Annotated in this window: 27 protein-coding genes; 17 read left to right on the top strand and 10 right to left on the bottom strand. The window is 63.3% G+C overall.

All coding sequences use genetic code 11. The features are described from left to right. Positions 1 to 119: 119 nt before the first annotated feature. Both A9K71_RS10215 and A9K71_RS10210 read right to left on the bottom strand, forming a co-directional pair. Positions 120 to 896 (bottom strand): alpha/beta hydrolase-fold protein, encoded by a 777-nt coding sequence (locus tag A9K71_RS10215; RefSeq protein ID WP_066994201.1) that lies wholly within the window; start codon positions 894 to 896, stop codon positions 120 to 122. A 4-nt stretch (positions 897 to 900) separates the two neighbouring features. Then, positions 901 to 2,067 (bottom strand): ATP-grasp domain-containing protein, encoded by a 1,167-nt coding sequence (locus A9K71_RS10210; protein ID WP_066994198.1) that lies wholly within the window; start codon positions 2,065 to 2,067, stop codon positions 901 to 903. A 526-nt stretch (positions 2,068 to 2,593) separates the two neighbouring features. On the opposite strand from A9K71_RS10210, the gene leuA reads away from it, so the two are divergent. The 4 genes from leuA (at position 2,594) to A9K71_RS10190 (ending at position 7,966) form a co-directional block, all read left to right on the top strand. After that, a complete protein-coding gene (leuA, locus tag A9K71_RS10205) occupies positions 2,594 to 4,270 on the top strand; it encodes a 2-isopropylmalate synthase (protein WP_066994872.1) in 1,677 nt (558 codons plus the stop codon). A 197-nt stretch (positions 4,271 to 4,467) separates the two neighbouring features. After that, a complete protein-coding gene (locus A9K71_RS10200; RefSeq protein WP_066994195.1) occupies positions 4,468 to 6,252 on the top strand; it encodes a tetratricopeptide repeat protein in 1,785 nt (594 codons plus the stop codon). A 227-nt stretch (positions 6,253 to 6,479) separates the two neighbouring features. Beyond that, on the top strand, positions 6,480 to 7,280 hold the full coding sequence (locus A9K71_RS10195) for an alpha/beta fold hydrolase (RefSeq protein WP_066994193.1): 801 nt from the start codon (positions 6,480 to 6,482) through the stop codon (positions 7,278 to 7,280). Positions 7,281 to 7,348: 68 nt separating this feature from the next. Beyond that, complete coding sequence (locus A9K71_RS10190; RefSeq protein WP_066994190.1) at positions 7,349 to 7,966, top strand: hypothetical protein; 618 nt, start codon at positions 7,349 to 7,351, stop codon at positions 7,964 to 7,966. Here A9K71_RS10190 and A9K71_RS10185 read toward each other — a convergent pair. Continuing rightward, positions 7,956 to 8,894 carry a metallophosphoesterase gene (locus A9K71_RS10185; RefSeq protein WP_066994187.1) on the bottom strand — a complete coding sequence of 313 codons (939 nt, stop codon included), beginning with the start codon at positions 8,892 to 8,894 and terminating at the stop codon, positions 7,956 to 7,958. The two genes, A9K71_RS10190 and A9K71_RS10185, sit on opposite strands and share 11 nt — an antisense overlap. A gap of 68 nt (positions 8,895 to 8,962) precedes the next feature. On the opposite strand from A9K71_RS10185, the gene A9K71_RS10180 reads away from it, so the two are divergent. Further along, complete coding sequence (locus tag A9K71_RS10180) at positions 8,963 to 9,463, top strand: NUDIX domain-containing protein (RefSeq protein ID WP_066994184.1); 501 nt, start codon at positions 8,963 to 8,965, stop codon at positions 9,461 to 9,463. A 1-nt stretch (position 9,464) separates the two neighbouring features. Here the strand turns inward: A9K71_RS10180 and A9K71_RS10175 are convergent, their stop codons facing one another. Further along, entirely contained in the window at positions 9,465 to 10,451 is a 987-nt protein-coding gene (locus A9K71_RS10175; RefSeq protein ID WP_066994181.1) for a glutathione S-transferase family protein, read from the bottom strand. Between the two features lie 273 nt (positions 10,452 to 10,724). Here A9K71_RS10175 and A9K71_RS10170 point away from each other — a divergent pair, with 273 nt between their 5' ends. From A9K71_RS10170 to A9K71_RS10145, 6 genes are all read left to right on the top strand, one after another. Beyond that, positions 10,725 to 11,330, top strand: a complete 606-nt coding sequence (locus A9K71_RS10170; RefSeq protein WP_156752632.1) for an N-acetyltransferase — start codon at positions 10,725 to 10,727, stop codon at positions 11,328 to 11,330. 30 nt (positions 11,331 to 11,360) lie between these two features. Continuing rightward, entirely contained in the window at positions 11,361 to 12,122 is a 762-nt protein-coding gene (locus A9K71_RS10165) for a 3-hydroxyacyl-CoA dehydrogenase (RefSeq protein WP_066994178.1), read from the top strand. Positions 12,123 to 12,128: 6 nt separating this feature from the next. Then, positions 12,129 to 13,304, top strand: coding sequence for a CaiB/BaiF CoA-transferase family protein (locus A9K71_RS10160; RefSeq protein WP_066994175.1), 1,176 nt, complete (start codon positions 12,129 to 12,131; stop codon positions 13,302 to 13,304). A gap of 37 nt (positions 13,305 to 13,341) precedes the next feature. Further along, entirely contained in the window at positions 13,342 to 14,121 is a 780-nt protein-coding gene (locus A9K71_RS10155) for a HugZ family protein (protein ID WP_066994172.1), read from the top strand. A 155-nt stretch (positions 14,122 to 14,276) separates the two neighbouring features. Further along, positions 14,277 to 14,615, top strand: coding sequence for a metalloregulator ArsR/SmtB family transcription factor (locus A9K71_RS10150; protein WP_066994170.1), 339 nt, complete (start codon positions 14,277 to 14,279; stop codon positions 14,613 to 14,615). A 56-nt stretch (positions 14,616 to 14,671) separates the two neighbouring features. Then, positions 14,672 to 15,469 carry an RNA methyltransferase gene (locus tag A9K71_RS10145; RefSeq protein WP_066994167.1) on the top strand — a complete coding sequence of 266 codons (798 nt, stop codon included), beginning with the start codon at positions 14,672 to 14,674 and terminating at the stop codon, positions 15,467 to 15,469. A gap of 41 nt (positions 15,470 to 15,510) precedes the next feature. Here A9K71_RS10145 and A9K71_RS10140 read toward each other — a convergent pair whose 3' ends face one another. After that, positions 15,511 to 16,656 (bottom strand): hypothetical protein, encoded by a 1,146-nt coding sequence (locus A9K71_RS10140; RefSeq protein WP_066994162.1) that lies wholly within the window; start codon positions 16,654 to 16,656, stop codon positions 15,511 to 15,513. A 137-nt stretch (positions 16,657 to 16,793) separates the two neighbouring features. Continuing rightward, complete coding sequence (locus A9K71_RS10135) at positions 16,794 to 17,330, bottom strand: EipA family protein (RefSeq protein ID WP_245299591.1); 537 nt, start codon at positions 17,328 to 17,330, stop codon at positions 16,794 to 16,796. Between the two features lie 117 nt (positions 17,331 to 17,447). On the opposite strand from A9K71_RS10135, the gene A9K71_RS31340 reads away from it, so the two are divergent. The 3 genes from A9K71_RS31340 (at position 17,448) to A9K71_RS10125 (ending at position 18,946) form a co-directional block, all read left to right on the top strand. Further along, positions 17,448 to 17,696, top strand: a complete 249-nt coding sequence (locus tag A9K71_RS31340) for a hypothetical protein (RefSeq protein WP_156752631.1) — start codon at positions 17,448 to 17,450, stop codon at positions 17,694 to 17,696. 19 nt (positions 17,697 to 17,715) lie between these two features. Further along, entirely contained in the window at positions 17,716 to 18,345 is a 630-nt protein-coding gene (locus A9K71_RS10130; RefSeq protein WP_066994156.1) for a histidine phosphotransferase family protein, read from the top strand. 232 nt (positions 18,346 to 18,577) lie between these two features. Further along, positions 18,578 to 18,946 (top strand): response regulator, encoded by a 369-nt coding sequence (locus tag A9K71_RS10125; RefSeq protein ID WP_066994154.1) that lies wholly within the window; start codon positions 18,578 to 18,580, stop codon positions 18,944 to 18,946. Between the two features lie 62 nt (positions 18,947 to 19,008). Here A9K71_RS10125 and ctrA read toward each other — a convergent pair whose 3' ends face one another. After that, entirely contained in the window at positions 19,009 to 19,704 is a 696-nt protein-coding gene (ctrA, locus tag A9K71_RS10120) for a cell cycle two-component system response regulator CtrA (protein ID WP_066994150.1), read from the bottom strand. Positions 19,705 to 20,153: 449 nt separating this feature from the next. Here ctrA and A9K71_RS10115 point away from each other — a divergent pair, with 449 nt between their 5' ends. Further along, positions 20,154 to 20,531 (top strand): flagellar export protein FliJ, encoded by a 378-nt coding sequence (locus A9K71_RS10115; RefSeq protein WP_066994149.1) that lies wholly within the window; start codon positions 20,154 to 20,156, stop codon positions 20,529 to 20,531. A gap of 80 nt (positions 20,532 to 20,611) precedes the next feature. Here A9K71_RS10115 and A9K71_RS10110 read toward each other — a convergent pair whose 3' ends face one another. Then, positions 20,612 to 21,019: a helix-turn-helix domain-containing protein gene (locus A9K71_RS10110; protein ID WP_066994146.1), complete on the bottom strand. Its 408-nt coding sequence runs from the start codon at positions 21,017 to 21,019 to the stop codon at positions 20,612 to 20,614. 90 nt (positions 21,020 to 21,109) lie between these two features. Here A9K71_RS10110 and A9K71_RS10105 point away from each other — a divergent pair, with 90 nt between their 5' ends. Continuing rightward, positions 21,110 to 22,036 (top strand): NADP-dependent oxidoreductase, encoded by a 927-nt coding sequence (locus tag A9K71_RS10105; RefSeq protein WP_066994144.1) that lies wholly within the window; start codon positions 21,110 to 21,112, stop codon positions 22,034 to 22,036. A gap of 69 nt (positions 22,037 to 22,105) precedes the next feature. Here the strand turns inward: A9K71_RS10105 and A9K71_RS10100 are convergent, their stop codons facing one another. Beyond that, the gene (locus tag A9K71_RS10100) at positions 22,106 to 22,381 is read right to left on the bottom strand and encodes a DUF1153 domain-containing protein (RefSeq protein ID WP_006203587.1); all 276 of its coding nucleotides are present in this window, start codon (positions 22,379 to 22,381) and stop codon (positions 22,106 to 22,108) included. 85 nt (positions 22,382 to 22,466) lie between these two features. After that, on the bottom strand, positions 22,467 to 22,652 hold the full coding sequence (locus A9K71_RS31335) for a hypothetical protein (RefSeq protein WP_127246013.1): 186 nt from the start codon (positions 22,650 to 22,652) through the stop codon (positions 22,467 to 22,469). Between A9K71_RS31335 and mnmA the strand changes: the two genes are divergently transcribed. Next, on the top strand, positions 22,651 to 23,838 hold the full coding sequence (gene mnmA, locus A9K71_RS10095; protein WP_066994141.1) for a tRNA 2-thiouridine(34) synthase MnmA: 1,188 nt from the start codon (positions 22,651 to 22,653) through the stop codon (positions 23,836 to 23,838). The genes A9K71_RS31335 and mnmA overlap by 2 nt on opposite strands. Positions 23,839 to 23,878 lie beyond the last annotated feature (40 nt).

The following is a 23,878-nucleotide window of genomic DNA, read 5'->3' as shown; positions in this document are numbered from 1 at the left end:
TCCGCGGAAGGAACGGCCCCAACCGGTGAGCAAGGCATCGGCGGTGAGGGTTCGAGAAAGGCCCCGGGTCGCCGGCGTTGGTGGCTTCGACAAGCGGCGGATCGGGTCGGGCGCGGTCATCAGTCGATCCTGTGCATCAGGTCGTCATCCAGCCAGCGGCCAAAGAAATAGACGAGTTGCTTGTGCCACCACGGCCAGTCGTGACTGACGTCGCCGCCCCAATAGTCGACCCAGGCCGCAATGGATTTCTCGCGCAGCACCTGCTCCAGTTCGCGCGTTTCGACGAGCATTCGTTCTTCCCAGGCGCCCTGCCCGCAGCAGAAGATCAGCCTCAGCGCCCTCAGCCGCCCCAGCAGCTTCTGGTCGACGATGCCCGGCAGATAGTCGAGCGGCGAATTGTAGAAGATGCTGCCCTCCAGCGTCCGACCGAAGAAGTCGCGGGTCGAATAGACGCCGGATAGCGAGATCACGCCGCTCGCCAGCTCCGGAAAGCGGAACACGAAATTCGACGAGTGATAGCCGCCCATCGAGCAGCCGCAGAACAGCGGCTTGAGGGCGCGTCCGCCATTGGCCTTGGCGGCAACCGCCTGCAGCTCCGGCAGTGCCTCCTCGCGCACATAGCGGAAATAGGCTTCGTGGCGGGCGATGCGACTGGCGGGATCGCCATGCTTGTCGAAGAAGGATTCCGAATCGATGCCGTCGAGCGTGAACAGCTGGATGCGGCCAGTGTCGACGAATTCGGCGAGTGCTGCGACGCCTCCCGAATCCTCGAACTGGTAAAAACGCCCCTGCGAGGTCGGAAACACCACCACCGGCCGCCCGGCATGGCCGTAGCGCTTGTATTCCATGTCGCGGCCGAGATTGCGGGCATGGGCCTTGTGATAGGAGACGTCCATCGGCTCACGCCTTTTCCGCGTGGATATAGTCGACCGCCTGACGCAGCGCCTTCTGGTCCTTCGAGCGCATCTGGTAGGCGTAGTTCCCCATGGCGCGGCTGAAAACCTCTTCGATGGCCTGATGGTGGACGATCTTGTCGCCGTGGGCGGCTAGCACGTCCTCATGGCTGTGCAAATAGTGGAGGTGGCGTTTGCGGCTGGCATAGGCCGTGAAATACTTGCCCTTGTAGGGCCCGCCGGCCGCGTCCTTCACCACCATGTTGGCCCATTCGGCGTAGACGTCGATGTCAAAAGTGTAGTTGATTGCATCCGTCATCCAGGCGCCTGGCGGCCGCATGTTGACCTCCAGCGCAATGATGCGCTTGTCCCTGGTCTCGAACAGTTCGATGTGGAAGAAGCGCTCGCGAACGTCGAACGCCATGAGGATCTTGCGGCCTGCCTCCTCGACCGCGGGCGTGATCTCGGGGAAGCAGGTGTAGCTCATATGGCGGTCGCGGTTGACCACCTCCATGACGCTCTGGTCGTAGCGGTGGCTCGCCGCCAGCACCACCTCGCCGTCGCGGTTGACCAGCCCGTCGAAGGTCACCACCAGCCCCTCGATGAACTGCTCCATGACGAAGGTCACGCCTTCGGGCTTGTCCTTGAAGAATTGGTCGAGCTCCTTCGCGTTGGAGATCTTGAACGTGTTCGAGGCGCCGGAGCCCGAATCCGGTTTCACCACCACCGGATAGCCGACCCGGCGGATGAAGGTCATGGCGCCGGCGCGATCGGAGCATTTGCGTTGCGGGATTGTCTCGACGCCGCTCTTGCGGAAGAAGGCCCGCATGCGGCTCTTGCGCTTCAAATTCTTCACGAAGTCGAGCTTGGTACCGAAGATGTTGAAGTCGGTGCGGATATTGGCCTCGAGCTCCAGCCAGTGCTCGTTCAACGACTCGAAGCGGTCGATGCGGCCCCATTTGTGGATGAAATGGCCCATCGCCCGGAATACGGCATCGTAGTTCTCCATGTCCGCGACCCGATAATATTCCGAAAGCGCCGCCTTGAGCTTGCTGCTCAGCGTCTCATAGGGCGCGTCGCCGATGCCGAGCACGGTGGCGCCGGCCTTCTTCAGCCGGTCGCAGAAATCGGCGCCGTTGGCCGGAAAATGCGGCGAGAAGAACACGAAATTCATGCACGACCTCCCCCTCGGATCAGGTCCTCCGGAAGCGAGTGTGGCGCATTTGGCTGATGCGGGGAAGAGCCGCGCCAAGGCATGCCGCGCAAAACTGTGCAGCGGTTTTGGGAAGACGATATGCATGAAACCAAAGACTTAAAGCCCCCGGCACTTGCCTCCGGATGCCCGCTCCTGTAAGAGAGCCGGCATGACCACGCGCACCCGCTCCGTCGCTTCTCCTCGCCCCGGCTTTGCCGGCGAGACCGTGCGCGCGCTTGCTTCGACCCTGCTCCTTCTCGGCCTTATTGGCGATCGCCGGGTTCGCTGAAGGAGCGCCCGGCGGTCGAAAACCGCCGCTTTGGGCGCCTGCTCCTTGGCTAGATTGGCAAGTCACATCAAGCAAACGCAACTCTTTGGTAAAGGCGCCGCTCGGCACCGATCCGCCTGAAGGCGGTCCCACGAGCCGCCGGGAGAAACGACGATGAATAGAAGAGAAGCAATCCGCGCCGGCGAGGCCGAAACGGGCGCGCAAGCGCCCGGCCACATGGCCGATGCCGCCCGCAAATATCAGCCCTACCCGACCGTCAACCTCGCCGATCGCACCTGGCCGTCCAAGGTGATCGACAAGGCGCCGATCTGGTGCTCGGTCGACCTGCGCGACGGCAACCAGGCGCTGATCGACCCGATGGGCCATGAGCGCAAGGCGCGCATGTTCGCGCTGCTGCTCGACATGGGCTTCAAGGAGATCGAGATCGGCTTCCCGTCGGCCTCGCAGACCGACTTCGACTTTGCCCGCTGGTGCGTCGAGGAGGGCGGCGTGCCCAAGGACGTGTCGCTGCAGGTTCTGGTGCAGTGCCGGCCCGAGCTGATCACGCGGACCTTCGAGGCGCTCGAGGGCGCCCACCGCCCGATCGTGCATTTCTACAACTCGACCAGCGAACTGCAGCGCCGCGTCGTCTTCGAAAAGGACGTCGCCGGCATCAAGCGCATCGCCACGGATGCCGCCAAGATGATCACCGACATGGCCGCCAAGGCCGGCGGCGGCTTCCGTTTCGAATATTCGCCGGAGAGCTTCACCGGTACCGAGCTCGAGGTCGCGCTGGAGATCTGCAACGCCGTCACCGAGATCGTGAAGCCGACGGCCGACAACAAGCTGATCGTCAACCTGCCGTCGACGGTCGAGATGTCGACGCCCAACGTCTACGCCGACCGCATCGAGTGGATGTGCCGCAATCTCGACAACCGCGACAAGCTGATCATCTCGCTGCATCCGCACAACGACCGCGGCACCGGCATCGCCACCACCGAGCTCGGCCTGATGGCCGGCGCCGACCGCGTCGAGGGCACGCTGTTCGGCAATGGCGAGCGGACCGGCAATGTCGACATCGTGACGCTGGCGCTCAACATGTACACGCAAGGCGTCGATCCCGAGCTGGACTGCTCCGACATCAACCGGATGAAGGACGTCTACGAATATTCGAACCAGCTGAAGATCCCGGAACGCCACCCCTATGTCGGCGAGCTCGTCTACACCGCTTTCTCCGGCTCGCACCAGGATGCCATCAACAAGGGCATGAAGGCGCTGCGCAAAGCCAACACGCCGGTGTGGGAAGTGCCCTACCTGCCGATCGACCCCGCCGATGTCGGCCGCACCTATGAGGCGATCATCCGCATCAACTCGCAGTCGGGCAAGGGCGGCATCGCCTACGTGCTGCAGGCCGACTATGGCCTCAATCTGCCGCGCAACCTGCAGATCGAGTTCAGCCAGGACATCCAGGCGATCACCGACGCCGAAGGCAAGGAAGTGCCGGCCAAGCGCATCCACGAGCGCTTCCTCGAAGCCTATGTCGACCAGCCCGGCGCCAGGCTGAAATTCCTCGACCATCGCACCTATCCGGACACCGCGGTAAAGGGCCGTCGCGTGGTCGAGGCCGAAATCGTCGACAAAGGCAAGGAAGTCACCATCACCGGCACCGGTACCGGCCCGATCGACGGCTTCGTCGATGCGCTTTCGCGCCATATCGGCGTCGACATGTCGGTGCTCGACTATTCCGAACATTCCTTGCAGCGCGGCTCGAACGCCTCGGCCATTTCCTATGTCGAGATGGAATATCCCGGCGGCAAGCTGTTCGGCGCAGGCATAAACACCAACATCGTCGCCGCCTCGCTGGAGGCCGTGGTCTCGGCCGCCAACCGCATCCTGGGCCGCAAGCCCGCCTGATTGTTCGATTGATAAAGCGTGGCGCGTTCATCGGACGTGCCACGCTTCATGGCAGGCGCGAGCCGCGTTCAAATTCGTTAACCGGCCGGTAAATTTCCCGTGGCTTACGCGATCACATAACAGAAGGTTCCTTGTGCGCTGGAGCGCGCGCTATATTATCGCGCCCTAACCTGTGCCGACTCTGAAAGGTCCGACACTTGGAGCCTGCCACGCCTGCCGCCCCCGCAGTGCGCGAGACATTGGAGCGACTGCTTGCCAGCGAAACGTTCGGACGATCCGAGCGGGCCCGCAGGCTGTTACGCTATCTGGTCGAACGCGAGCAGGCAGGCGAAGCCGACCGGCTGAAGGGTGTGTCCATTGCCATGGATGTCTTCGGCAAGGACGGCGATTTCGACGGATCGACCGACGCGGTCGTCAGGGTCCAGGCGGGGCGGCTGCGCGAGCTTTTGGATCAATATTTCGCCAGCGAAGGTATTGGCGAGCCGGTGCGCATCGCCATTCCGCGCGGCGGCTATGTGCCTTCTTACGAGTTGAACGCCATACGGCTCCCAGCCGACGCCAAACCCGCGGATGACCCGATCGCCCGGCCTTCCAAGCATTTCGAGAAGCCCGAGGCCGCCGCCGCACCGGTCGACGCCGTGCCGCTGACGACGACCCCGGCACCGACCGAATCCGCGTCATCGCTGACACGCCAGTTGCGGTTCTTCTGGGCCGCCATGGTGCTGGTCATCGCCATGCTGGGTATCCTTGTCGTCCGCCAGGGTAACGCCTTTCTTCGTGGTGACGACGCGGCCGCGCCGGTTGAAGTCGAAACGGCAGGCGCGACCAGCAGCGTCGCTTCCCAAACGTTCGACGGCCTGCCTTTGATCTACTTGGCCATCAAAGCCGACGGACCCGAGGCGGCCCGTGTTGCTTCCTCGCTGCGCGCCGGTCTCGCCGGCTTCGATACGATAGACTTCATCGGACGCGACGCCGACTCTAGGCGCAACCGTTCCGCCGATCCGATCAGCTTCGTTTTCGATCTTATCCCCGGGACAGCCGCCGGCGACGTCATGATCGAGCTGCAGAGCGTCGCGACGGGACGGGTTCTCCTGTCACGCAACCTGACACCGGCCGAAAGCGCGCCTGGTGCGGTCGAAAGCAACATCGCCAATCTCCTGACCTCTACCGTCCCCGCTTCGGGCGCGATCTACAGCTATATCGACCAGAGCGATATCCGGACCAGCCAGATCGGATGTCTGGTGCTCGACGACCTCTACTATCTCGACCAGAGCGCCAAGGCGCACGAAGCTGCGTATCGCTGTCTGGAGAAGCTGGTCAGGGAAAGCACCAAATCATCGCTCGTCTACTCGGAACTGGCTTCCCTGCATCTGGAAGCCGTCAACAACCGCTACGCCTATCCGCCCGGCGCAACGGTCGAGCAGGCCATGTCGTTTGCCCACCGCGCCATTCAGATGGCACCGATGAGCCCGCACGCGCATCGCGCCTATGGCTACCTCAACTCGCGCCTCGGCAACACCGACGAAGCGATCCGCTGGATGCGCAAGGCTTATGAGCTCAACCCCTACGATCTCGGCATGGCCGCCGCTTATGGCTATGGCCTGATCTTCGCTGGCAGATACCAGGAAGGGACGCCGATCCTGGGCCATGCCGTCGAGGCCTTCGGCGGTCATCCGACCTGGTGGGACTATGGCCTGTTTGTCGGAGCCTTCATGCAAGGCGACACTCAGAGGGCAGCGATTGCCAGCGAGTCGCTGCGGACCACCGCGTCCAAGTCGCATTATTTGGCGGCACGCCTGATCGGCGCCAAGATCTCAGGCCGCGACAAGCTCGCAAACGAATTGGCGAACGAGCTCACGGCCGAATTCCCGAAATTCGCCGCCAATCCGCGCGCCACTTTTGTTGACAGGAAGTACCCCGCCGATCTCATCGACCGGCTGGTGCAATCCTTGCGCTCTGCGGGCATCGGCAATCCGAGCTGAGCGAACGTGGAGCATTCGCTGACGCGTGCGAGCCTGTTGAATTCGCTCGCCGGATCTGCTCGGCACAGCGGGCGTCGACACTCAACGAGTCTTAGGCCTGCTTACGCGTTCGATCGGGGCGCGCACGGCGAATTCGCGAAGATTTTACTGGCTATCGACCTGCTCAGGGAGCAATTCAGCCACAATCTTGAATTGCCCCTCATACTGCTTCACAGCCAACAATCTCGATGCTTAACTCTCTTCACGTCGCCGAAAGCGGTGCTGGCTCGAAGACGATCGTCTTCCTGCACGGCTTCGGCGCTTGCCATTCGATCTGGCGCGACGTGATTGCGGGATTGACGCCCGATGTGAGGACACTGGCCTACGACCTGCCGGGCCACGGAAACTCCCTGGAGTGCCAGGCGGCAGGCGTCAAGCAGGCCGCTGGGGTTATCCTGACCGATCTGGGCAAGCGCCGCCTGGGCAAAGTTCACGTCGTCGGCCATTCCATGGGCGGCGCGATCGCGACGTTGATGGCATCTGCCGATCCCGAAAGGGTGGCCTCGCTGACCTTGCTGGCGCCCGGCGGCTTCGGCCCCGAGATCAACGGTCCGTTGCTGCGGCGCTATGCGGCCGCGGCCGATAGAGATGAGATCCGCGCCTGTCTTGCCGCCATGTCGGGGCCGCAAAGTTCTCCTCCTGAACACGTGGTGGAGGCGCTGTGCGGCATGCGCAAACGGCCGGGCCAGTTGCGGACCCTCGTCGGTGCTGCAGCCGTGATCACCAAGGATGACCGGCAAGGTATCATCCCGCGCGAACGGCTGGAAACCCTGAGCATGCCGGTAATGGTGCTTTGGGGAACGAACGATCCCGTCCTGCCCGTCGCCCAGGCCGAGGGCTTGCCGCGGCATTTCCACCTGCACCACGTGCTGGAGGCGGGCCACATGCTGGTCGAGGAGGCGCCTGACCTGATTGCAGAGGCCGTGCGCCGCAACACGCGTCGCCGCAGCAGAATCCAGAGACCGGTGTTCAGCGCAGCCGCAAGCTGAGCCCATCTCGCAGTGCATTTTGCCGGCGACTGTGTTAACTCGCTGTTTACCAACAGCGAGGCAGCGCCATGAAGGATGCAGGCGACAAAATCACCCCGATCGAGCCATCGCGAAAGCTCGCGGACGCGATCCGCGACGTCAAGAACGCCTTCGCCGACCGCGATGATGTGGTGGTCGACATGCGCGAGGCGCACCGCATGCGGCTCGAGTTGCTGGCCGCGGAGCTCGCCCCCGTTTTCGCCGACGTGCCGGCGGATATCGACAATTTCGACTTCGCCGTCTCCTCCGGCCTGCAGCCGCGGCTGTGGGTCGATGCCGTGAGCCATGTCGCCATGGGGCGGGATCGCCGCACCTTCCGCTTCCTTAAGGACACGCGCATCGGCCGCGTGGTGCTGGCCGAATCGACCGACATGAAGCCCGTCGCCGATGCCGTTACGCGATACGTGGCCGAGCGTGTCGTCGAGCGGCAGCGGATGATGGAAGGCGCGGTCGAGAGCGCGGTGACTGGCCTGCATAGAGCCGAGGTCCAGGAAGCCGAGCCGCCCTTGCAGGCTGCAACGCGCCGCAACGGCTGGACGACCTTCTTTGCCGGCCTTGGCTTGATCGCCGCCGGCGCCCTGGTCGGCCTGGCGGTATCGCTGGTGCTGTTCTGGGACCGCATCGCCCAGATGAAGATCAGCTTCTGACGACGGGCTCGCGCACCACCGGCATATCGGCACCGAGCTCGATCACCTGAATGTCCGACGGCGGCAGTGCCGGACCGGTCAGGCCGCGCCGTGTCAGGCGGATGGTCCAACCACCTTTTTTTCCGCCGATCTCGAACAGATTGTACTGAGCGGCGGGATGATCGCCGCCCGGCGCCTGGCCGGCGGCGGCCACGCCGACCACCGGCACCTTGACGCCGCGCGGACCGATGGTGAACAGCGAAGGCAAGTGCGAGTGGCCGTGCAGCACAAGCTCGGCGCCATACCGGCGAATGACTTTGTGGAAGCGCGCGATACCGAACAGCCGCTTATGCTGCGAGACCGCGCCACGCACCGGCGGATGATGGATCATGATGGCGCGAAACAGCCCCTGTCTGGCCGTCGCGTCGAGGATGTTGCCGAGCCGCTCCGCCTGGCCCTCCATGAAGAAGCCGTTGGCCATGAAGGGCGCCGTGGCCCGCGCCGTCGTGACGCCGATCAGAGCGACATCACCGCGAACCCGCAAATAGGGAAAGGAATTGCGGTCGATTGGACTGTTGATGCCGTCGCCCGTCATCCACGGCGCCCATGACCGGCAGACCTTGTCGAAGGCGCCCGGCACATAGGCATCGTGATTGCCCGGCACCACGGATACGTCGTTCGCAGAGCCCAGCGTCTCCAGCCAATGTTTCGCCATCTCGATCTCGCCATCGAGCGCCAGGTTGACGAGATCGCCGGTGACGGCGAGGTGGTCGGGGGCGTTGGCTTTGATATCGCCGACAATCGTGTCGATCACCGCATCGTGCATATGACGGCGGCGGTTGCGCTGCCAGTTGACGTAACCCAGCACGCGCTTGGACGCGAGATCGCGATAGGTTACATCGGGCAGCGGCCCCAGATGGACATCGGAAATATGTGCAAGCCTGAGCATAGCCCCTTCTTAAGCGACCCGGTCCGGGCTTTCTACTCAACGTTTCCTGTCCGCTCGCGGTTTCGTGGATGACTGGCGCCGATCCGGAACAGGCGTTCCGCCAGACCGGCTGGGCGGGACTGCGGGCAAGGCTGTTCCATCTCTATTTCCTGCTGCGGCGCCCGATGACGCTTGGCGTGCGCGGCTTGATCTACGACCGCGCATCCAATTCCGTCTTCCTCATCCGTCACACCTATGTTCCGGGTTGGCAGTTGCCTGGCGGCGGCGTCGAGGTCGGCGAGACGCTTGTCGAGGCGCTGGCACGCGAGCTCGCCGAGGAAGGCAACATCGCGTTGACCGCGTCCCCGGTGCTGAGATCGATGCACTTCAACCGCCGCGCCAGCACACGCGACCACGTCGGCCTCTATCTGGTCGAAGCCTTCAACCAGACGGCGCCGAAATCGGCGGACCATGAGATCGCCGAGGCGGCGTTCTTTCCGCTCGACCGTTTGCCGGAAGATGCGACGCCGGCGACACGACGTCGGATTGCCGAAATTTTCGGCGGCGAGCAGGTCTCGCCCTACTGGTAACTCATGCCGCCTTCCTGAACCGGCCGCGATCATGTGGTGCGGCATAGTCGAGTTTAGGTCCCGCCGGGATTATCCCCGTCGGATTGATCGATTTGTGGCTGCCGTAGTAGTGCGACTTGATGTGATGCAGGCTGACCGTGCCTGACACGCCGGGCACCTGGTGGAGGTCGCGCAGATAGTTCGACAGGTTCGGATAGTCGGCGACCCGGCGCAGATTGCATTTGAAGTGGCCGACATAGACCGGATCGAAGCGCACCAGCGTGGTGAATAGACGCCAGTCAGCTTCGGTGATCCGCTCGCCGACAAGATAGCGCTGCTTTGACAGCCGCTCTTCCAACGTGTCGAGTGCTGCGAAGAGCTCGCCGAACGCTTCCTCATAGGCTTCCTGCGAGGTGGCGAAGCCGGCGCGATAGACGCCGTTGTTGATCGCCGGATAGACCAGCGCATTGATCCTGTCGATCTCGGAACGCAACGCCGGCGGATAGAAGTCCAGGCTCGCATCACCCCATTCGTCGAAGCCGGAATTGAGCATGCGGATGATTTCTGACGACTCGTTGCTGACGATGGTTTCCTGTCTTTTGTCCCACAGCACCGGTACGGACGCGCGGCCCGAATAGCCGCGATCGGCCTTGGCATAGATCTGGTGCAGGAAGTCGAGGCCGTAGAGCGTGTCGCCGGTTGCGCCGTCCTCGGCTGTGAAGGTCCAGCCGTTCTCGCCCATGAAATGGTGCACCACGGAGACGGAGATGATGTCTTCCAACTTCTTCAAGACGCGGAAGATCAAGGTCCGGTGCGCCCAGGGGCAGGCGAGCGAGACGTAAAGGTGATAGCGCCCGGGCTCCCCCTTGAAACCGCGTTTGCGCCCTTGCGCCGGCGCACCGTCGCGCGTCACCCAGTCGCGCCATTGCGCTTCGGCACGCACGAACCTGCCGCTGCTGTCGGCAACGGTCGAGCGGTCCTGCCATTTGCCTTCAACCAGCAATCCCATGCGAAATCTCCCTGAGGTTCCAACAGACATCTAGGCGCTTACCCGGAATGTCGAAGCCCTCAGGCGCTGAACAGTTCGTCAAACGACGAAAAGAAAGGTGAAAAGGGCCGATTGCAGCCGGGAACAATTGATGCTAGCGGAAGCGCCCATGTTTGACTTTGCCACGATCCGGTTCGACCGACGACGAAAGGACGCCCGCGCTTGATGAAGCGCTGACTGGCGAACGCTGCCGCTTGCAGCAAACCTTTCCTCGCATACCGGAACGCAAAGACCATGAGCCTTGCCGACGTGAAATATCTGCCGGAGACCCCGGCGCACGATCCTGAAATCGAAGCCATCAACGACGAGGCCTTCGGGCCGGGCCGTTTCGTGCTGGCCGCCTATAAGATCCGCGAGGCGGGCGGGCACGACCGCTCGATGTCCTTTGTCGCCGTCAAGGACGAGACGGTGATCGCCTCGGTGCGCATGACGCGCGTGGCGGCAGGCGCCGGACGCGCCATGATGCTTGGCCCGCTTGCCGTCCGGCCCGCCTTCAAGAATCTCGGCATAGGCCGCAGGCTGGTCGCGATCGCGCTCGAAGCCGCCGCGAAGGCCGGCGCGCCTGCCGTCATGCTGGTCGGTGATGAGCCCTACTACGGGCCGCTCGGCTTCAAGCGCTTCCCGCGCGGGCAGATCACCATGCCGCGTCCGGTCGATCTCGACCGGCTGCTCCATCACGAAATCAGGCCTGGCGCGGTGGCCCGGTTAGTCGGTGAGGTCTGTCATGCTGATACGGCGCGGGTTGCCGACCTGGCCCAAGTCGCGGTCCGTGCCTCGGCCAATCCGCAGTCCTCGATCGATCCGGTCATTCAGGTTGCGCCGCAGCAGCGCGCTTCGTAGCATGATCCGAAATTCTGGGAGGACGCCGGCATGACCCCGAACGGCCAGATCGCGATCGTCACTGGCGGTGGCTCCGGCCTTGGCGAAGCGACGGCGCGCGCCCTTGCCACCAAGGGCGCCAAGATAGCGATACTCGATATCGGCATCGATCGCTCGGCCAAGGTTGCCGCCGATATCGGCGGCATCGCGGTCCAATGCGATGTCAGCAGCGCAGACAGTGGCAGCGCGGCGATCGCCGAAGTGGCGGCAAAGCTCGGCGAACCGCGTATCCTGGTCAATTGCGCCGGCATTGCCATTGGTGTGAAGACGGTCGGCAAGGATGGCCCGCACCCGCTGGACCAGTACCGCAAGGTGATCGAGATCAACCTGATCGGCACCTTCAACATGATCCGCCTGGTCGCCGACCGGGCGGCGAAACTCGAACCGCTCGCCGGCGGCGAACGCGGCGTCATCGTCAACACGGCGTCGGTCGCCGCCTATGACGGCCAGATCGGCCAGGCTGCCTATTCGGCGTCCAAGGGCGGCGTCGTCGGCATGACATTGCCGGTGGCGCGCGACCTGGCGCGCTCGGGCATTCGCGTCTGCACCATCGCCCCAGGGATCTTCAGGACTCCGATGATGGCCGGCATGCCGCAAGAGGTGCAGGATTCGCTCGGCGCTTCGGTCCCCTTCCCGCCTCGCCTCGGCGAGCCCTCGGAATATGCAGCACTCGCGCTCCACATCATCGAGAACCAGATGCTGAACGGCGAGACCATCCGCCTCGACGGCGCGATCCGAATGGCGCCCAAATAAAAGCGAATGAGCACGCCGCCGACAGCCGCCGACAAGACAGGGCCGTTGGCTGGCCTCAGGCTGATCGAGATGGCGGGCCTCGGCCCGGTGCCGCTCGTCGCCTTGATGCTGTCGGAGATGGGCGCAGACGTCCTGCGCATCGAGCGGGCGGACGCCAAAGAGCTGCTTCTGTCCTTGCCCGAGGCCCACGACCTCGACCGCCACGGCCGCTCCATCCTCAGGCTCGACCTGAAGCGGCCGGACGGCGCGGAGCTTCTGCTGCGCCTTGCGGAAAGGGCCGACGTCCTCATCGAAGGCTTTCGCCCAGGCGTCATGGAGCGGCTGGGGCTTGGGCCTGATGTCGTGCTGGAACGCAATCCTGCGCTGATCTACGGCCGCCTCACGGGTTTCGGGCAGGACGGGCCGCTATCGCGCCGCGCCGGTCATGACATCACCTACCTCGCCTATGCCGGCCTGCTGCATGCCGTCGGCCGGCAGGGAGCGCCGCCCGTGCCGCCGCTCAACCTTGTCGCCGACCAGGGCGGCGGCGCCATGATGCTGATCGCCGGCGTGCTGGCGGCCCTGTTCCAGCGCTCGCGCACCGGCAAAGGTCAGGTGATCGATGCCGCCATGGTCGAGGGTGCATCGATGCTCGCGGCTCCGATCCATGCCTTCATGGCAGCCGGCCTCTGGAGCGAGCGACGCGGTGAGAACCTGCTCGATTCCGGGGCTCCCTTCTATGATGTTTACGAGACCGCGGAGGGACGGCATGTCGCCATCGGCTGCCTCGAACCGCAGTTCTTTGCCGAGTTTGCCCGATTGTTGCCGCTCGACCGGCGTTTTGTCGGCAGCCAATATGACAGGACATCGTGGCCCGACATGCGCGCTGCCATTGCCGCGAGGATCAGAGAGAAGACACGCGACGAGTGGGCCGAGGTCTTTGGACCGACCGACGCCTGCGTCGCTCCGGTCCTGTCGCTGACCGAAGCCAGGGATCATCCGCAGAGCCGTGCCCGGCAAAATTTTGCAAGATCGGGCGAGCTCAAACGTCCGACGCCGGCGCCGCGCTTCTCCAACGCCGCCTCGACGCTTGCCGCGGCGCCGACCGTCGCCGACCGCCGGCCTTCGGCGGTGCTGGCACGCTTCGGCATCGACGAGACTGAAATTGAAGCCCTTGTCAGGTCCGGCCTGTTTGGCAGATAGCCGGAGAGTAGAAATCAACTTATCGCGGTGGAGCGCTGTGACCGAGACCAGGAAGGATGTCATCCGCGAGACCGACACCGAGGCCGTCAGGCTGGCGAAGACTCTGGTCCGCTCGGCCCGCTTCGGCGCTCTGGCGGCGATCGAGCCCGGCACCGGGGCGCCGCTGGCAAGCCGGGTCGGCGTGGCGACCGACATCGACGGCGCGCCGCTGATCCTGATCTCGATGCTGTCGGCGCATACCGGCGCGCTTCTCGCCGACCCGCGCTGCGCGCTGCTCGTCGGCGAACCCGGCAAAGGCGATCCGCTCGCCCATCCCCGCATCTCGCTAGTATGCCAGGCGCTGCGGCTGGAGCGCGGGTCGGCGGGTCACGCCCGCGCCGAACGGCGCTATCTCAACCGCAATCCGAAGGCGAAACTCTATGCCGGGCTCGGCGACTTCTCGATATTCCGGCTCGAGCCCGAGCGCGCCAGTCTCAATGGCGGCTTCGGCAAAGCCTATCTTCTGGATCGCGCCGACCTGATCGCCGGCGGCCCGATCGTCGAGGAGTTGGCGGCCAGCGAACAGTCGGCGCTTGACCACATGAATGCCGACCATCGCGATGCGCTTTGCATCTATGCGCGCCATTTCGGCCAGGCCGAAGGCGATGGCTGGATCGCCACAGGCTTCGATGCGGACGGCATGGATCTGGCTTCTCCGGATGCCACCTGCAGGGTCTTCTTCCCTCGGCCTCTCGGCACTGCCGGCGAGTTGCGGTCCGTGCTGGTCGAGATGGCCAGGGCCGGCCGCGCCGCAGGCCGGCACAGTAGCGAAAGTTAATCGTCCCGGATCGAAAGCAACTCTTGAGATTTAGGTAAAATGATCTACCTTTTGTTGCAGCGCCGATTCAGCGGCGCTCCCTGACCTGAATATCGTGGAAATCAGCCGCCATTGCCCCCATGGCAGCTGGATGAGCCAGAAAACATGGGGGATCCATGATCTCAAGCAAGCTAGTCGCCAACGCCGAATCGGCTGCCGCGTTTCTGACGCTCATGGGCAATGAAAAGCGGCTGCTGATCGTCAGCTATCTGATCGAGGGCGAAATGTCCGTCGGCGCCATCGCCGAGAAAGTCCAGTTGAGCCAGTCCGCTCTGTCGCAGCATTTGGCCAAGCTGAGAGCGCTTGATATCGTCGAGACGCGCCGCGATCGCCAGATGATCTATTATTCCTGCAACTCCGACGCGGTACGCGAGCTGCTTCGCACGCTGGAAGGCATTTTCGGCGACGGCGACCTGTCTCAGATGGCCTACAGGATGCGCCGCGCCGGGACTTGACCCGGGCTCTGCAAAGCCCCTTACCTTGCTGACGATCGTTCGCCGGCGAGATTTCTATGAAACTCATCCCTGTCGACGACCCGCGGGATCCGCGTGTCGCTGCCTATCTCGATATCCGCGAGCGCGATCTCGTCGGACGACATGGGCGGTTCGTCGCCGAAGGCAAGGTGGTGCTGGATCTTCTGCTGTCGGCCGGACGCTTCGCGGCGGAATCGGCCCTCATTCTGGAGAACAGGCGGGCGGGCCTCGAAGGTGTCTTGCGCAAGGCGCCAGCCGACTTCCCGATCTATGTCGTCAACGGCGACGTCATGGACCGGATCGCCGGCTTCCACATGCATCGCGGCGTATTGGCGATTGGCGCTCGGGGCTCTCCTCGACCGGCCGAGGTGCTGCTCGAAACCTTGCCGGCAAGCGCGTTGGTCGTGGTTCTGGTCGGCATATCCAATCACGACAATATGGGCTCGATCTTCCGCAACGCCGCAGCCTTTGGCGCGGACGCCGTGCTTCTCGATCCCACCTGCTGTGATCCGCTTTACCGCAAGGCGATCCGTGTTTCGGTCGGCGCGGCGCTGAAGGTGCCCTTCGGCTCCTTCGACAATGCGATGAGCTTGACCGCAACGCTTGACCGGATGGGTTTCGCCCAGTTCGCGCTCTCGCCGCGCGGCGAAACGGACATCCGCGCTGCGGAAAGAACGTCTCGGCTGGCCCTCTTTCTCGGCACGGAAGGCGAAGGCCTGCCCGAGACCCTGCTCAGTCGCCTGCGGACCGTACGGATCGGCATGGCGGAGGGATTCGACAGCCTGAACGTTGCAGCCGCATCGGCCATCGCCCTGCATCACTTCTCGAAACGATAGCGGCGCAGGACCAAGACGCTCCGCTCGCCACGGCATTCGGATCAGTTGCTTGCGTTGGCCTTCTGCAAGGCCCTGACACGGTCCGCGAGGCTGATGCCGCGCTCGCCGATATCTTGCCGCTCGTCGCGAGGTGTCGCCAAGGCCTTGGCGATCGGCGAATCCGGCCCTTCCAGCCTCATCGTCAGGTTGACGACCTCGGCTGCCAGTTCGTTCATTTGTTCGCGAAGCGCCGCACCGGCGCGCGGTGCCTCGGCTGCCTGTTCGGGCTGTGCCGTTTCGAGCGCGGCAAGATCGGTCTTGAGCCGCTTGTTCTCCCGCGCAAGCGCCGTCAGCCGCGCCTCCAGCCGCTCGCGATCGCCTTCGAGCTTGGCGATGGCATTGTCGATCCCTTGGACTTCGTCGGCCTTGTGCGTTCCTCCATTTACCGCATGATCTTTGCTTGGACGTTCGCGCATCCGCGCAAGCTCCTTCTCGCGCCTGTCCAGCTTTTCCTCGCGGTCGGCAAGGGTTGCAAGCAGCCGTTCGACCTTCTTGTCCAGCTCGGCTGTCCGCTTCTTCTCCGCCTTGAGCGCGTCCCTGGCGGCTTTGCTTTCCGCTGCCAGGTCCTGATTGCGCCGGTCCGCTTCCTTGCGCTGGCTGCGCAGCACCGCAATGTCATTGGCGAGCTTGTCCAGTTCCGATTCGCGGGCCACGAGCTCGATCTGGCGGTTTGAGGAAGAAAAGCTGGCTTCGTCATACATCTGCTCCAGCTTTTGCAGCTCCAGCGCGCGCTTCTCCAGCGAGCGTTCCGCCTGCGCCAGCTTTTCCGTCAGCTTGTGCAGCTCTTCCTCGCGCAGCCTGAGCTCCGCGTTCTTGGCCTGCAGATCGGAAAGCGCCTGTGTCTTGTCCTTCTTCTCGACCGCCAGTCCCTTCAGGGCCTCCTGGGCGCGGCCGATCTCGACCAATTGCTCGGCCACCTTTTCCTTCAGACTTTTGATGTTCATCTCGAGCCGGCGCGTGTTCATGGCGAACTCGGCGCGGATCCGGTCCTTCTCGGCCAGCATCTCGGCAGGCGTCAGCGGCATCGACGCCTCGAGGCGCCGGCGTGTCAGGACGACGGCCCGCCGCCAGACGGCCGGCGCGACCAGCGACACCAGAAAGGCCGCGCAGAGGAAGCCGAGTGCGAAGAACAGGATCGACTGGACCAAGGTGGACTATCCGTATGCGAGGCGGCAACCCGCCATGCCGACTGTGCCACCTTGGCATGGCGGAAATCCAGCGCCGCGGCAAGAGCACGCCGCGGCACGATCAGTCTTATCCGAGCGGCTGTGGCAATCCTGTCCGGTCAGAACGGATTCCACGTCGCCCGCTCGGTCAGCTTCAGATAGCCGAGATTGACGCCGAGCCGGGCACCGACCCCGGTGCGGATCGGAACGAGCAGCACTCTGTTGCTCTGCAGCACGTTGAAGCCGACGCCCGCCACGACATAAGCCGATCCGGCGACGCCGCCGAAGCGGTTGTAGAGGCTGCTGATATCGTCGAGATTGTAGACCAGCATCATCACGCGCGAGCCTTCGCCGCCGAAATCCCAGCCGAGCGATGGGCCTTGCCAGAACACCTTATGGTCGCCGGCGTTCTTGGTGTACAGCGTGCCCTCGCCATAGGTCAGGCCGCCGATCAGCGCGCCGGAACCCTCCTCGCCGAGCAGATAACCGTTTGGCAGGCCGTAGGACGCGAACACCTTTTCGACCACGGTGGCGAGGCCTCCCGACGTCGCGCCGAAGAACTTGTGGCCGGAATCGACAATCTCTTGCGCGGTGTATTCCTGGGCCCGCGACGCCGAGGTTGAGAGGATGAGAGCACCCGAGAGGGCGATCGTCATGGTGAGGACGCGGACGAACATCCGGTCAAAGAATCGGGAAAACATGCTTCCAATCTCCGTCAGGGAGCACTTTCGCCGACGCCTCGTATCCCTACGGCTCTTGGCGGCCGTTTCGAGATGACTGTTACGGGCAAACTATGCCGTAATCCTTTTTCAACCATTAAGCTGGCGCAGGAAGATGGCGGTTCGAGGGCTGAAGAGCCTGACACGATCTCTATCAGCCTCAATTTCGCGGCATCACGCACCATTTTCGCTGTCCGCAGCTGTGGATTTGTTGATGCATGGACGGGCGCTGTGTATTCAGAGGCCTTGGAAAAGAGCGTGATTCGCGTAGCGGGCGCGACAACGTTCGGCCATGACATGTGAACCAGCAGGGATTTCTCCGATGGCCGAGCTCTTCACCCTCTCCGCCCCCGATCTGGCTGCGCTTTTGTGCAGCCGCGTATGCCACGACATCATTTCGCCGGTCGGCGCCATAAACAACGGCCTCGAACTGCTCGATGAAGGCGGCGCCGACGAAGACGCCATGAAGCTGATTCGCCAGAGCGCCAGGAACGCCTCGGCGCGGCTGCAGTTTGCCCGCATCGCCTTCGGCGCCGCGGGCTCCGCCGGCATGATGATCGATACCGGCGACGCCGAGGCCGTGGCCATTGCCTTCCTGAAGAACGAGAAGCCGGAACTTGTCTGGAACGGCGCCCGCGCGCTGCTGCCCAAGAACAAGGTCAAGCTTCTGCTCAATCTCATTCTTGTCGCCAATGCCGCCATACCGCGTGGCGGCAGGCTGGTTGTCACGTTGGAGAACCTCGAGACCGAACCGCGTTTCTCGCTGTCGGCGAGCGGCCCCATGCTGCGGGTGCCGCCGAAATTCCTCGAGCTGCATTCGGGCCACAAGCCCGAGGAGCTGATCGACGCCCACTCGGTCCAGCCTTATTACACGCTGCTTCTGGCGCGCGAGGCGAGCATGACGATCTCGATCCATGCAACGGCCGATGAGATCGTGTTGTCGGCAGCCTGAGGCTACAGCCAAGAACAGGTCAAGTATCCATTGTCGCTGATCTTGCAGCTGGCAGTGCGATCGAAGCATTGCCTGCCGCCTGGCACTGTAGTGCATCGCAGGCCAAAATCGCGCAAAGCGGTTCTTTGGAAAAACTTTACCTAACCGCTTTTCGGCTTCTTTACCAGATTGTTCTAGGGTGCCTCACGGTTACCGGATTGCCGGTTCGGCAGTTGGCAAAGAGGACCCGGAAATGAAACGCTGCCTGTTCGTGGACGACTCGAGCGTCATCAGGAAGGTCGCGAAGCGTATCCTTGGCGGCTCGGACATCGTGGTCTTCGAGGCGGCCAGCGGGCTTGATGCGATCGAGATCTGCTCCGGCGACATGCCCGATGTCATTGTTGTCGACGGCGGCCTGCCGGATATGCAGGCGGTCGACCTCATTCGCCGCATCCGTGCCATCGAAAACCCCGTCAAGCCGCAGATCCTGGTCTCGCTCGTCGAAGTCGATGTCGGCTCGATCATGCGGGCGAAACGTGCCGGCGCTCAGGGTTACCTGCTGAAGCCCTTCAACCGCGCGCAGTTGCTCGAGAGCTTCCGCTTCCTGAAAATCGCGGCCTGAGCTTTTCGACACCCCAAACAAAAACCCGGCCTGAGCCGGGTTTTGTGTGAATTGGCAGAGGATCAGGCGCTGACGCGGATGTCTTCCGGCTCACGCAGCACATAGCCGCGGCCCCACACCGTCTCGATGTAATTCTGGCCGCCGGACGCTGCGTCGAGCTTCTTGCGCAGCTTGCAGATGAAGACGTCGATGATCTTCAGTTCCGGCTCGTCCATGCCGCCATAGAGGTGGTTGAGGAACATTTCCTTGGTAAGCGTCGTGCCCTTGCGCAGCGAGAGCAGCTCAAGCATCTGATATTCCTTGCCGGTCAGGTGCACGCGCTGGCCGCCCACCTCGACCGTCTTGGCGTCGAGATTGACCACCAGGTCGCCGGTGGTGATGACCGACTGGGCGTGGCCCTTGGAGCGGCGCACGATGGCGTGGATGCGCGCCACCAGCTCGTCCTTGTGGAAAGGCTTGGTCATATAGTCGTCGGCGCCGAAGCCGAGGCCGCGCACCTTATCCTCGATTCCGGCCATGCCGGAGAGGATCAGGATCGGCGTCTTGACCTTGGAGAGGCGAAGCGTGCGCAGCACCTCGTAGCCCGACATGTCGGGAAGGTTAAGATCGAGGAGGATGATGTCGTAATCGTAGAGCTTGCCGAGATCGACCCCTTCTTCGCCAAGGTCGGTCGTATAGACGTTGAAGCTTTCCGATTTCAGCATCAACTCGATGCTCTGTGCGGTTGCACTGTCGTCTTCAATCAGCAGAATACGCATTTCATTCCCCTTTTCTGCCGCCGAGTCGCGTCACGACCCGTCCCGAACCCGGAGCAGTGATTGCCTGAACAGAAGGTGCCACCGACTGGTTAACAAATCCTAATTTCGTGTCGGCCACGATATCAGATTTTTTAACCCCTTTCTACACCCACTTGAATCTAATAACGAATCGTAGACCCAAATCGCTCATGTACCACATTAATAAGCAAGCCTAAGTGACTCCAGAGACTCGCAGGCCGCGCTTCCTGCCGCTGTCCGGAATTTTTACCCGGCCTTAAGTCCTCGCCCGTATGATTAACAATGCCCGTAAACGAATGGTTACCGCCGGCAAAAATCTTTAGGGCTTTGTTTCCCATAGAGCGGGGAAAGCCGGTGGAAACGGGCGACGCGTAGGCCTTTCGAGGTCGATGGGACGATATGCAGGTGTGCGTTTTGCGGAGTACCGAGTCATGAAGTCACGTGAAAACCTCGTTCGGCTGAAGCAGTTTCAGGTGAATGAGAAGCGGCGCCAGCTGTTGCAGCTGGACATGATGATCGCCGAATTCGAACGCATGGCCGTCGAGTTGGAGGCGCAAATCGTCGCCGAAGAGAAAAAAGCCGGCATCACCGACATCAATCATTTTGCCTATCCGACCTTCGCCAAGGCGGCACGCCTGCGCCGCGACAACCTCAGGAACTCGCAGAACGATCTTGCCCAGCAGCGAACCATGGCCGAATCATTACTCGGCGAAGCTGAAGCGGAGCTTTCCAAGGCGGAGATGCTGGAATCGCGCGACAGCAAGATCCGCGACACGGAAGTGGGCGGCCGCAGCGCCATGATCGGCTGACCGCCGAACGCAATTGATACCTCGGAGGACTGCCGGCATCGTGGTGTCGAACCACGAGCCGAAAAAGCCCGGCCTCCGGCCTAGGGCAGCATCGCCGTCTCATCATCCTGATGGTCCGCCGACGCCCGCGCACGGGCATCCTTGATGTCGGGGGCATGCTCTTCCGCCCAGGACCTGATCTGGCTGAGCAGTCCCGCAAGGTTCTGGCCGAGCTCCGTCAATTCATACTCGACCCTCGGCGGTATGACCGGATAGACCTCGCGCCGGACGAGCCCGTCGCGCTCCAGCACGCGCAGCGTCTGCGTCAGCATTTTCGGCGTGATGCCTTCCAGCTTGCGGGCGAGCTCGCCATTGCGCAGGCGGCCGCGCCGCAACGCGCAAACTGTCAGATAGACCCATTTGCTGGCCAGCATTTCGAGCACCGTATGCGACGGGCATGTGCGCCGGAATGCATCGTAGCCAAAGGAACCGCTGTCTTCACTATCCATGAGGTATCTATATATCCGAAAGGTGCATACTAGACAAGAGATTGTTACTATCCAAATGATATCGGCAGCAATCAAGCAGGAGACCATCCAATGCGTGCCGTTACCCAGAATACCGTTGGCGAACCCGACGTCCTCTTCGTCGCCGAACAGCCGGCCCCCGCGCCCAAGGCCAGCGAAGTGCTGGTCCGCGTCAAGGCCGCGGGCATCAACCCGGTCGATGGCGCGGTGCGCGCCGGCTACTTCCCTCTCATCGGCGAACCACCTTTCATTCTCGGCTGGGATATCTCGGGCACCGTCGAGGCGCTGGGCACCGGCGTGACCGCCTTCAAGGTCGGCGATGCGGTCTTCGGCATGCCGCGCTTCCCCAAGCAGGCCGCCGCCTATGCCGAGTTCGTCGCCACGCCGGTGGACGAGATCGCAGCCAAGCCTGCCGCCATCGACCATGCCCAAGCCGCGGCGCTGCCGCTGGCCGGACTGACCGCCTGGCAGGGTCTCGTCCGCCACGGCGGCCTGCAATCCGGCCAGCGCGTCCTGATCCACGCCGGCGCCGGCGGCGTCGGCCATCTCGCTGTGCAGATCGCCAAGGCGCGCGGCGCCTGGGTCATCGCCACTGCGAGCCCGGACAAGCTTGATTACGTCCGCTCGATCGGCGCCGATGAGGTCGTCGACTACACCAACGGCGATTTCACCGAACGGGTCCGCGATATCGATCTGGTGCTGGACGCAATGGGCGGCGACCATGCCGACCGGTCGCTGAAAGTGCTGCGCGAAGGCGGCGTGCTGGTGTCGCTGCTCAACGTCCACGACGCGACAAGGGCCAAGGCCGGGGAGCGCAACATCCGCGTCGAGCGCATGTCGGTGGTGCCGGATCGCGAGGGGCTGGTGGAACTCGCCAGGCTAGTCGATGCCAGGAAGCTCGCCGTGCACGTGGCGAAGGCTTTTCCGCTGAACCAGGCGGGTGCCGCCCATGCCTTGCTCGCCACCCGACCGATCGGCAAGGTTGTGCTGACGGTTTGATCAGCGCAGATCCCGGAAGCAAAAGGGCGCGGAGTTCCGCGCCCTTCTTTGGTTTCCGGCAGTCGGAGCCTAGTGGCGATATTGCTGGATCCGCGTCGTGCGCAGCCCGGCAAGGCCATATTCGTCGATCGATGCCTGCCAGGAGAGAAACTCCTCGGTGGTCAGCTTGTAGCGCTGGCAGGCCTCTTCCAGGCTGAGCAGTCCGCCGCGGACCGCCGCGACCACTTCCGCCTTGCGCCGGATAACCCAGCGCCGTGTATTCGTCGGCGGTAGATCGGCTATCGTGAGAGGGCTGCCGTCGGGCCCGATAACATATTTGACTCTAGGTCTAACCAGATCGGTCATCGTACTCTCTACTAAAAACTCAAAGACCCAATCCCCGCCACCGTACCGCCACAGCTTTAAAAATTGCCTAAGCGAAGCCTAATGACTAGGTAAGGATCGTGAACGTCGCGTTAGGTTTTCGTTCGGCATTTGAGATAATCGCGGTCCGGCCCTGATTTTGCCCGGAAATATCGCCGATAAAATCGCTTGAGGAGCCAAGCTGGCGCCGCCGGGATGCTTGACCTATATTCCGGCCATTGGCAGCCAGCGCCACGCAGATTGAAAGAACCATGAACAGCCTCGATCTTCCCGGACGCCCAGAAGACACCCGCGTCGTCGTCGCGATGTCGGGCGGCGTCGATTCATCGGTCGTTGCCGGCATCCTGAAGCGCGAAGGCTATGATGTCGTCGGCGTCACCCTGCAGCTTTACGACCACGGCGCGGCAACGCACCGCGCCGGTTCCTGCTGCGCCGGCCAGGACATCGACGATGCCCGCCGCGTTTCCGAGACGCTCGGCATCCCGCATTACGTGCTCGACTATGAAGAGCGCTTCCGCAAGGCGGTCATCGATCCCTTCGCCGAGAGCTACGTCGCCGGCGAGACGCCCATCCCCTGCGTGTCCTGCAACCAAACGGTCAAGTTCGCGGACCTTTTGGCCACCGCCCAGGATCTCGGCGCCGATGCTTTGGCCACGGGCCATTACATCCGCTCGCGCGCCAATGGCGCGCATCGCGCGCTCTACAGGCCGGTCGATGCAGACCGCGACCAGAGCTATTTCCTATTCGCCACGACCCAGGCGCAGATCGACTATCTGCGCTTCCCGCTCGGCGGACTTCCCAAGCCGCAGGTGCGGGCGATCGCCGAGGAGATGGGGCTGACGGTCGCCGCCAAGCAGGACAGCCAGGACATCTGCTTCGTGCCGCAGGGCAAGTACTCCGACATTATCGCCAAGCTGAAGCCGGCGGCCGCCAATCCGGGCGATATCGTCCATATCGACGGTCGCGTGCTCGGGCGTCACGAAGGCATCTTGCGCTTCACGATCGGCCAGCGCCGCGGCATCGGCATCGCTTCGGGCGAGCCGCTCTATGTCGTTCATCTCGACGCCGACCGCGCCCGCGTCATTGTCGGCCCGCGCGAGGCGCTGGAGACGCACAGGATCTACCTGCGCGCCATGAACTGGCTCGGCGACGGCCCGCTCTCCGACGTTCCGGCCGGCGGGATCGAGCTTTTCGCAAAAGTCCGTTCGACCCGGCCGCCGCGCCCGGCCGTGCTGCATCACCGCGACGGCGTGACCTCGGTCGAGCTGGTCGACGGCGAATCCGGCATCGCGCCCGGACAGGCCTGCGTGCTCTATTCCGATGACGGCAATGAGGCGCGAGTCTATGGCGGCGGCTTTATCGAGCGCTCCGAGCGCGGCGCCGAGGCCGAGGCGATGCTGTCCAGGCTTGCGCAGCCCGCGCACGTCCCCGCCGAGTAACCCACGCCTTCAATCGGGCGCTTTGCCTCAGGATTCCCTT

The sequence above is a fragment of the Mesorhizobium sp. WSM3873 genome (assembly GCF_001672445.1).
Taxonomy (GTDB): Bacteria; Pseudomonadota; Alphaproteobacteria; order Rhizobiales; family Rhizobiaceae; genus Mesorhizobium.
Note: the sequence above shows the minus strand (reverse complement) of the source record. Positions and strands in the feature narration are given on the sequence as shown.

Coding starts and splice junctions, on each gene's coding strand:
- A9K71_RS10215 (WP_066994201.1), bottom strand. CDS start 896: ATGGACGTCTCCTATCACAAGGCCCATGCCCGCAATCTCGGCCGCGAC.
- A9K71_RS10210 (WP_066994198.1), bottom strand. CDS start 2,067: ATGAATTTCGTGTTCTTCTCGCCGCATTTTCCGGCCAACGGCGCCGAT.
- leuA (WP_066994872.1), top strand. CDS start 2,594: ATGGCCGATGCCGCCCGCAAATATCAGCCCTACCCGACCGTCAACCTC.
- A9K71_RS10195 (WP_066994193.1), top strand. CDS start 6,480: ATGCTTAACTCTCTTCACGTCGCCGAAAGCGGTGCTGGCTCGAAGACG.
- A9K71_RS10190 (WP_066994190.1), top strand. CDS start 7,349: ATGAAGGATGCAGGCGACAAAATCACCCCGATCGAGCCATCGCGAAAG.
- A9K71_RS10185 (WP_066994187.1), bottom strand. CDS start 8,894: ATGCTCAGGCTTGCACATATTTCCGATGTCCATCTGGGGCCGCTGCCC.
- A9K71_RS10180 (WP_066994184.1), top strand. CDS start 8,963: ATGACTGGCGCCGATCCGGAACAGGCGTTCCGCCAGACCGGCTGGGCG.
- A9K71_RS10175 (WP_066994181.1), bottom strand. CDS start 10,451: ATGGGATTGCTGGTTGAAGGCAAATGGCAGGACCGCTCGACCGTTGCC.
- A9K71_RS10170 (WP_156752632.1), top strand. CDS start 10,725: ATGAGCCTTGCCGACGTGAAATATCTGCCGGAGACCCCGGCGCACGAT.
- A9K71_RS10165 (WP_066994178.1), top strand. CDS start 11,361: ATGACCCCGAACGGCCAGATCGCGATCGTCACTGGCGGTGGCTCCGGC.
- A9K71_RS10160 (WP_066994175.1), top strand. CDS start 12,129: ATGAGCACGCCGCCGACAGCCGCCGACAAGACAGGGCCGTTGGCTGGC.
- A9K71_RS10150 (WP_066994170.1), top strand. CDS start 14,277: ATGATCTCAAGCAAGCTAGTCGCCAACGCCGAATCGGCTGCCGCGTTT.
- A9K71_RS10145 (WP_066994167.1), top strand. CDS start 14,672: ATGAAACTCATCCCTGTCGACGACCCGCGGGATCCGCGTGTCGCTGCC.
- A9K71_RS10135 (WP_245299591.1), bottom strand. CDS start 17,330: ATGACGATCGCCCTCTCGGGTGCTCTCATCCTCTCAACCTCGGCGTCG.
- A9K71_RS31340 (WP_156752631.1), top strand. CDS start 17,448: ATGACTGTTACGGGCAAACTATGCCGTAATCCTTTTTCAACCATTAAG.
- A9K71_RS10130 (WP_066994156.1), top strand. CDS start 17,716: ATGGCCGAGCTCTTCACCCTCTCCGCCCCCGATCTGGCTGCGCTTTTG.
- A9K71_RS10125 (WP_066994154.1), top strand. CDS start 18,578: ATGAAACGCTGCCTGTTCGTGGACGACTCGAGCGTCATCAGGAAGGTC.
- ctrA (WP_066994150.1), bottom strand. CDS start 19,704: ATGCGTATTCTGCTGATTGAAGACGACAGTGCAACCGCACAGAGCATC.
- A9K71_RS10115 (WP_066994149.1), top strand. CDS start 20,154: ATGAAGTCACGTGAAAACCTCGTTCGGCTGAAGCAGTTTCAGGTGAAT.
- A9K71_RS10110 (WP_066994146.1), bottom strand. CDS start 21,019: ATGGATAGTGAAGACAGCGGTTCCTTTGGCTACGATGCATTCCGGCGC.
- A9K71_RS10105 (WP_066994144.1), top strand. CDS start 21,110: ATGCGTGCCGTTACCCAGAATACCGTTGGCGAACCCGACGTCCTCTTC.
- A9K71_RS10100 (WP_006203587.1), bottom strand. CDS start 22,381: ATGACCGATCTGGTTAGACCTAGAGTCAAATATGTTATCGGGCCCGAC.
- mnmA (WP_066994141.1), top strand. CDS start 22,651: ATGAACAGCCTCGATCTTCCCGGACGCCCAGAAGACACCCGCGTCGTC.
- A9K71_RS31335 (WP_127246013.1), bottom strand. CDS start 22,652: ATGGTTCTTTCAATCTGCGTGGCGCTGGCTGCCAATGGCCGGAATATA.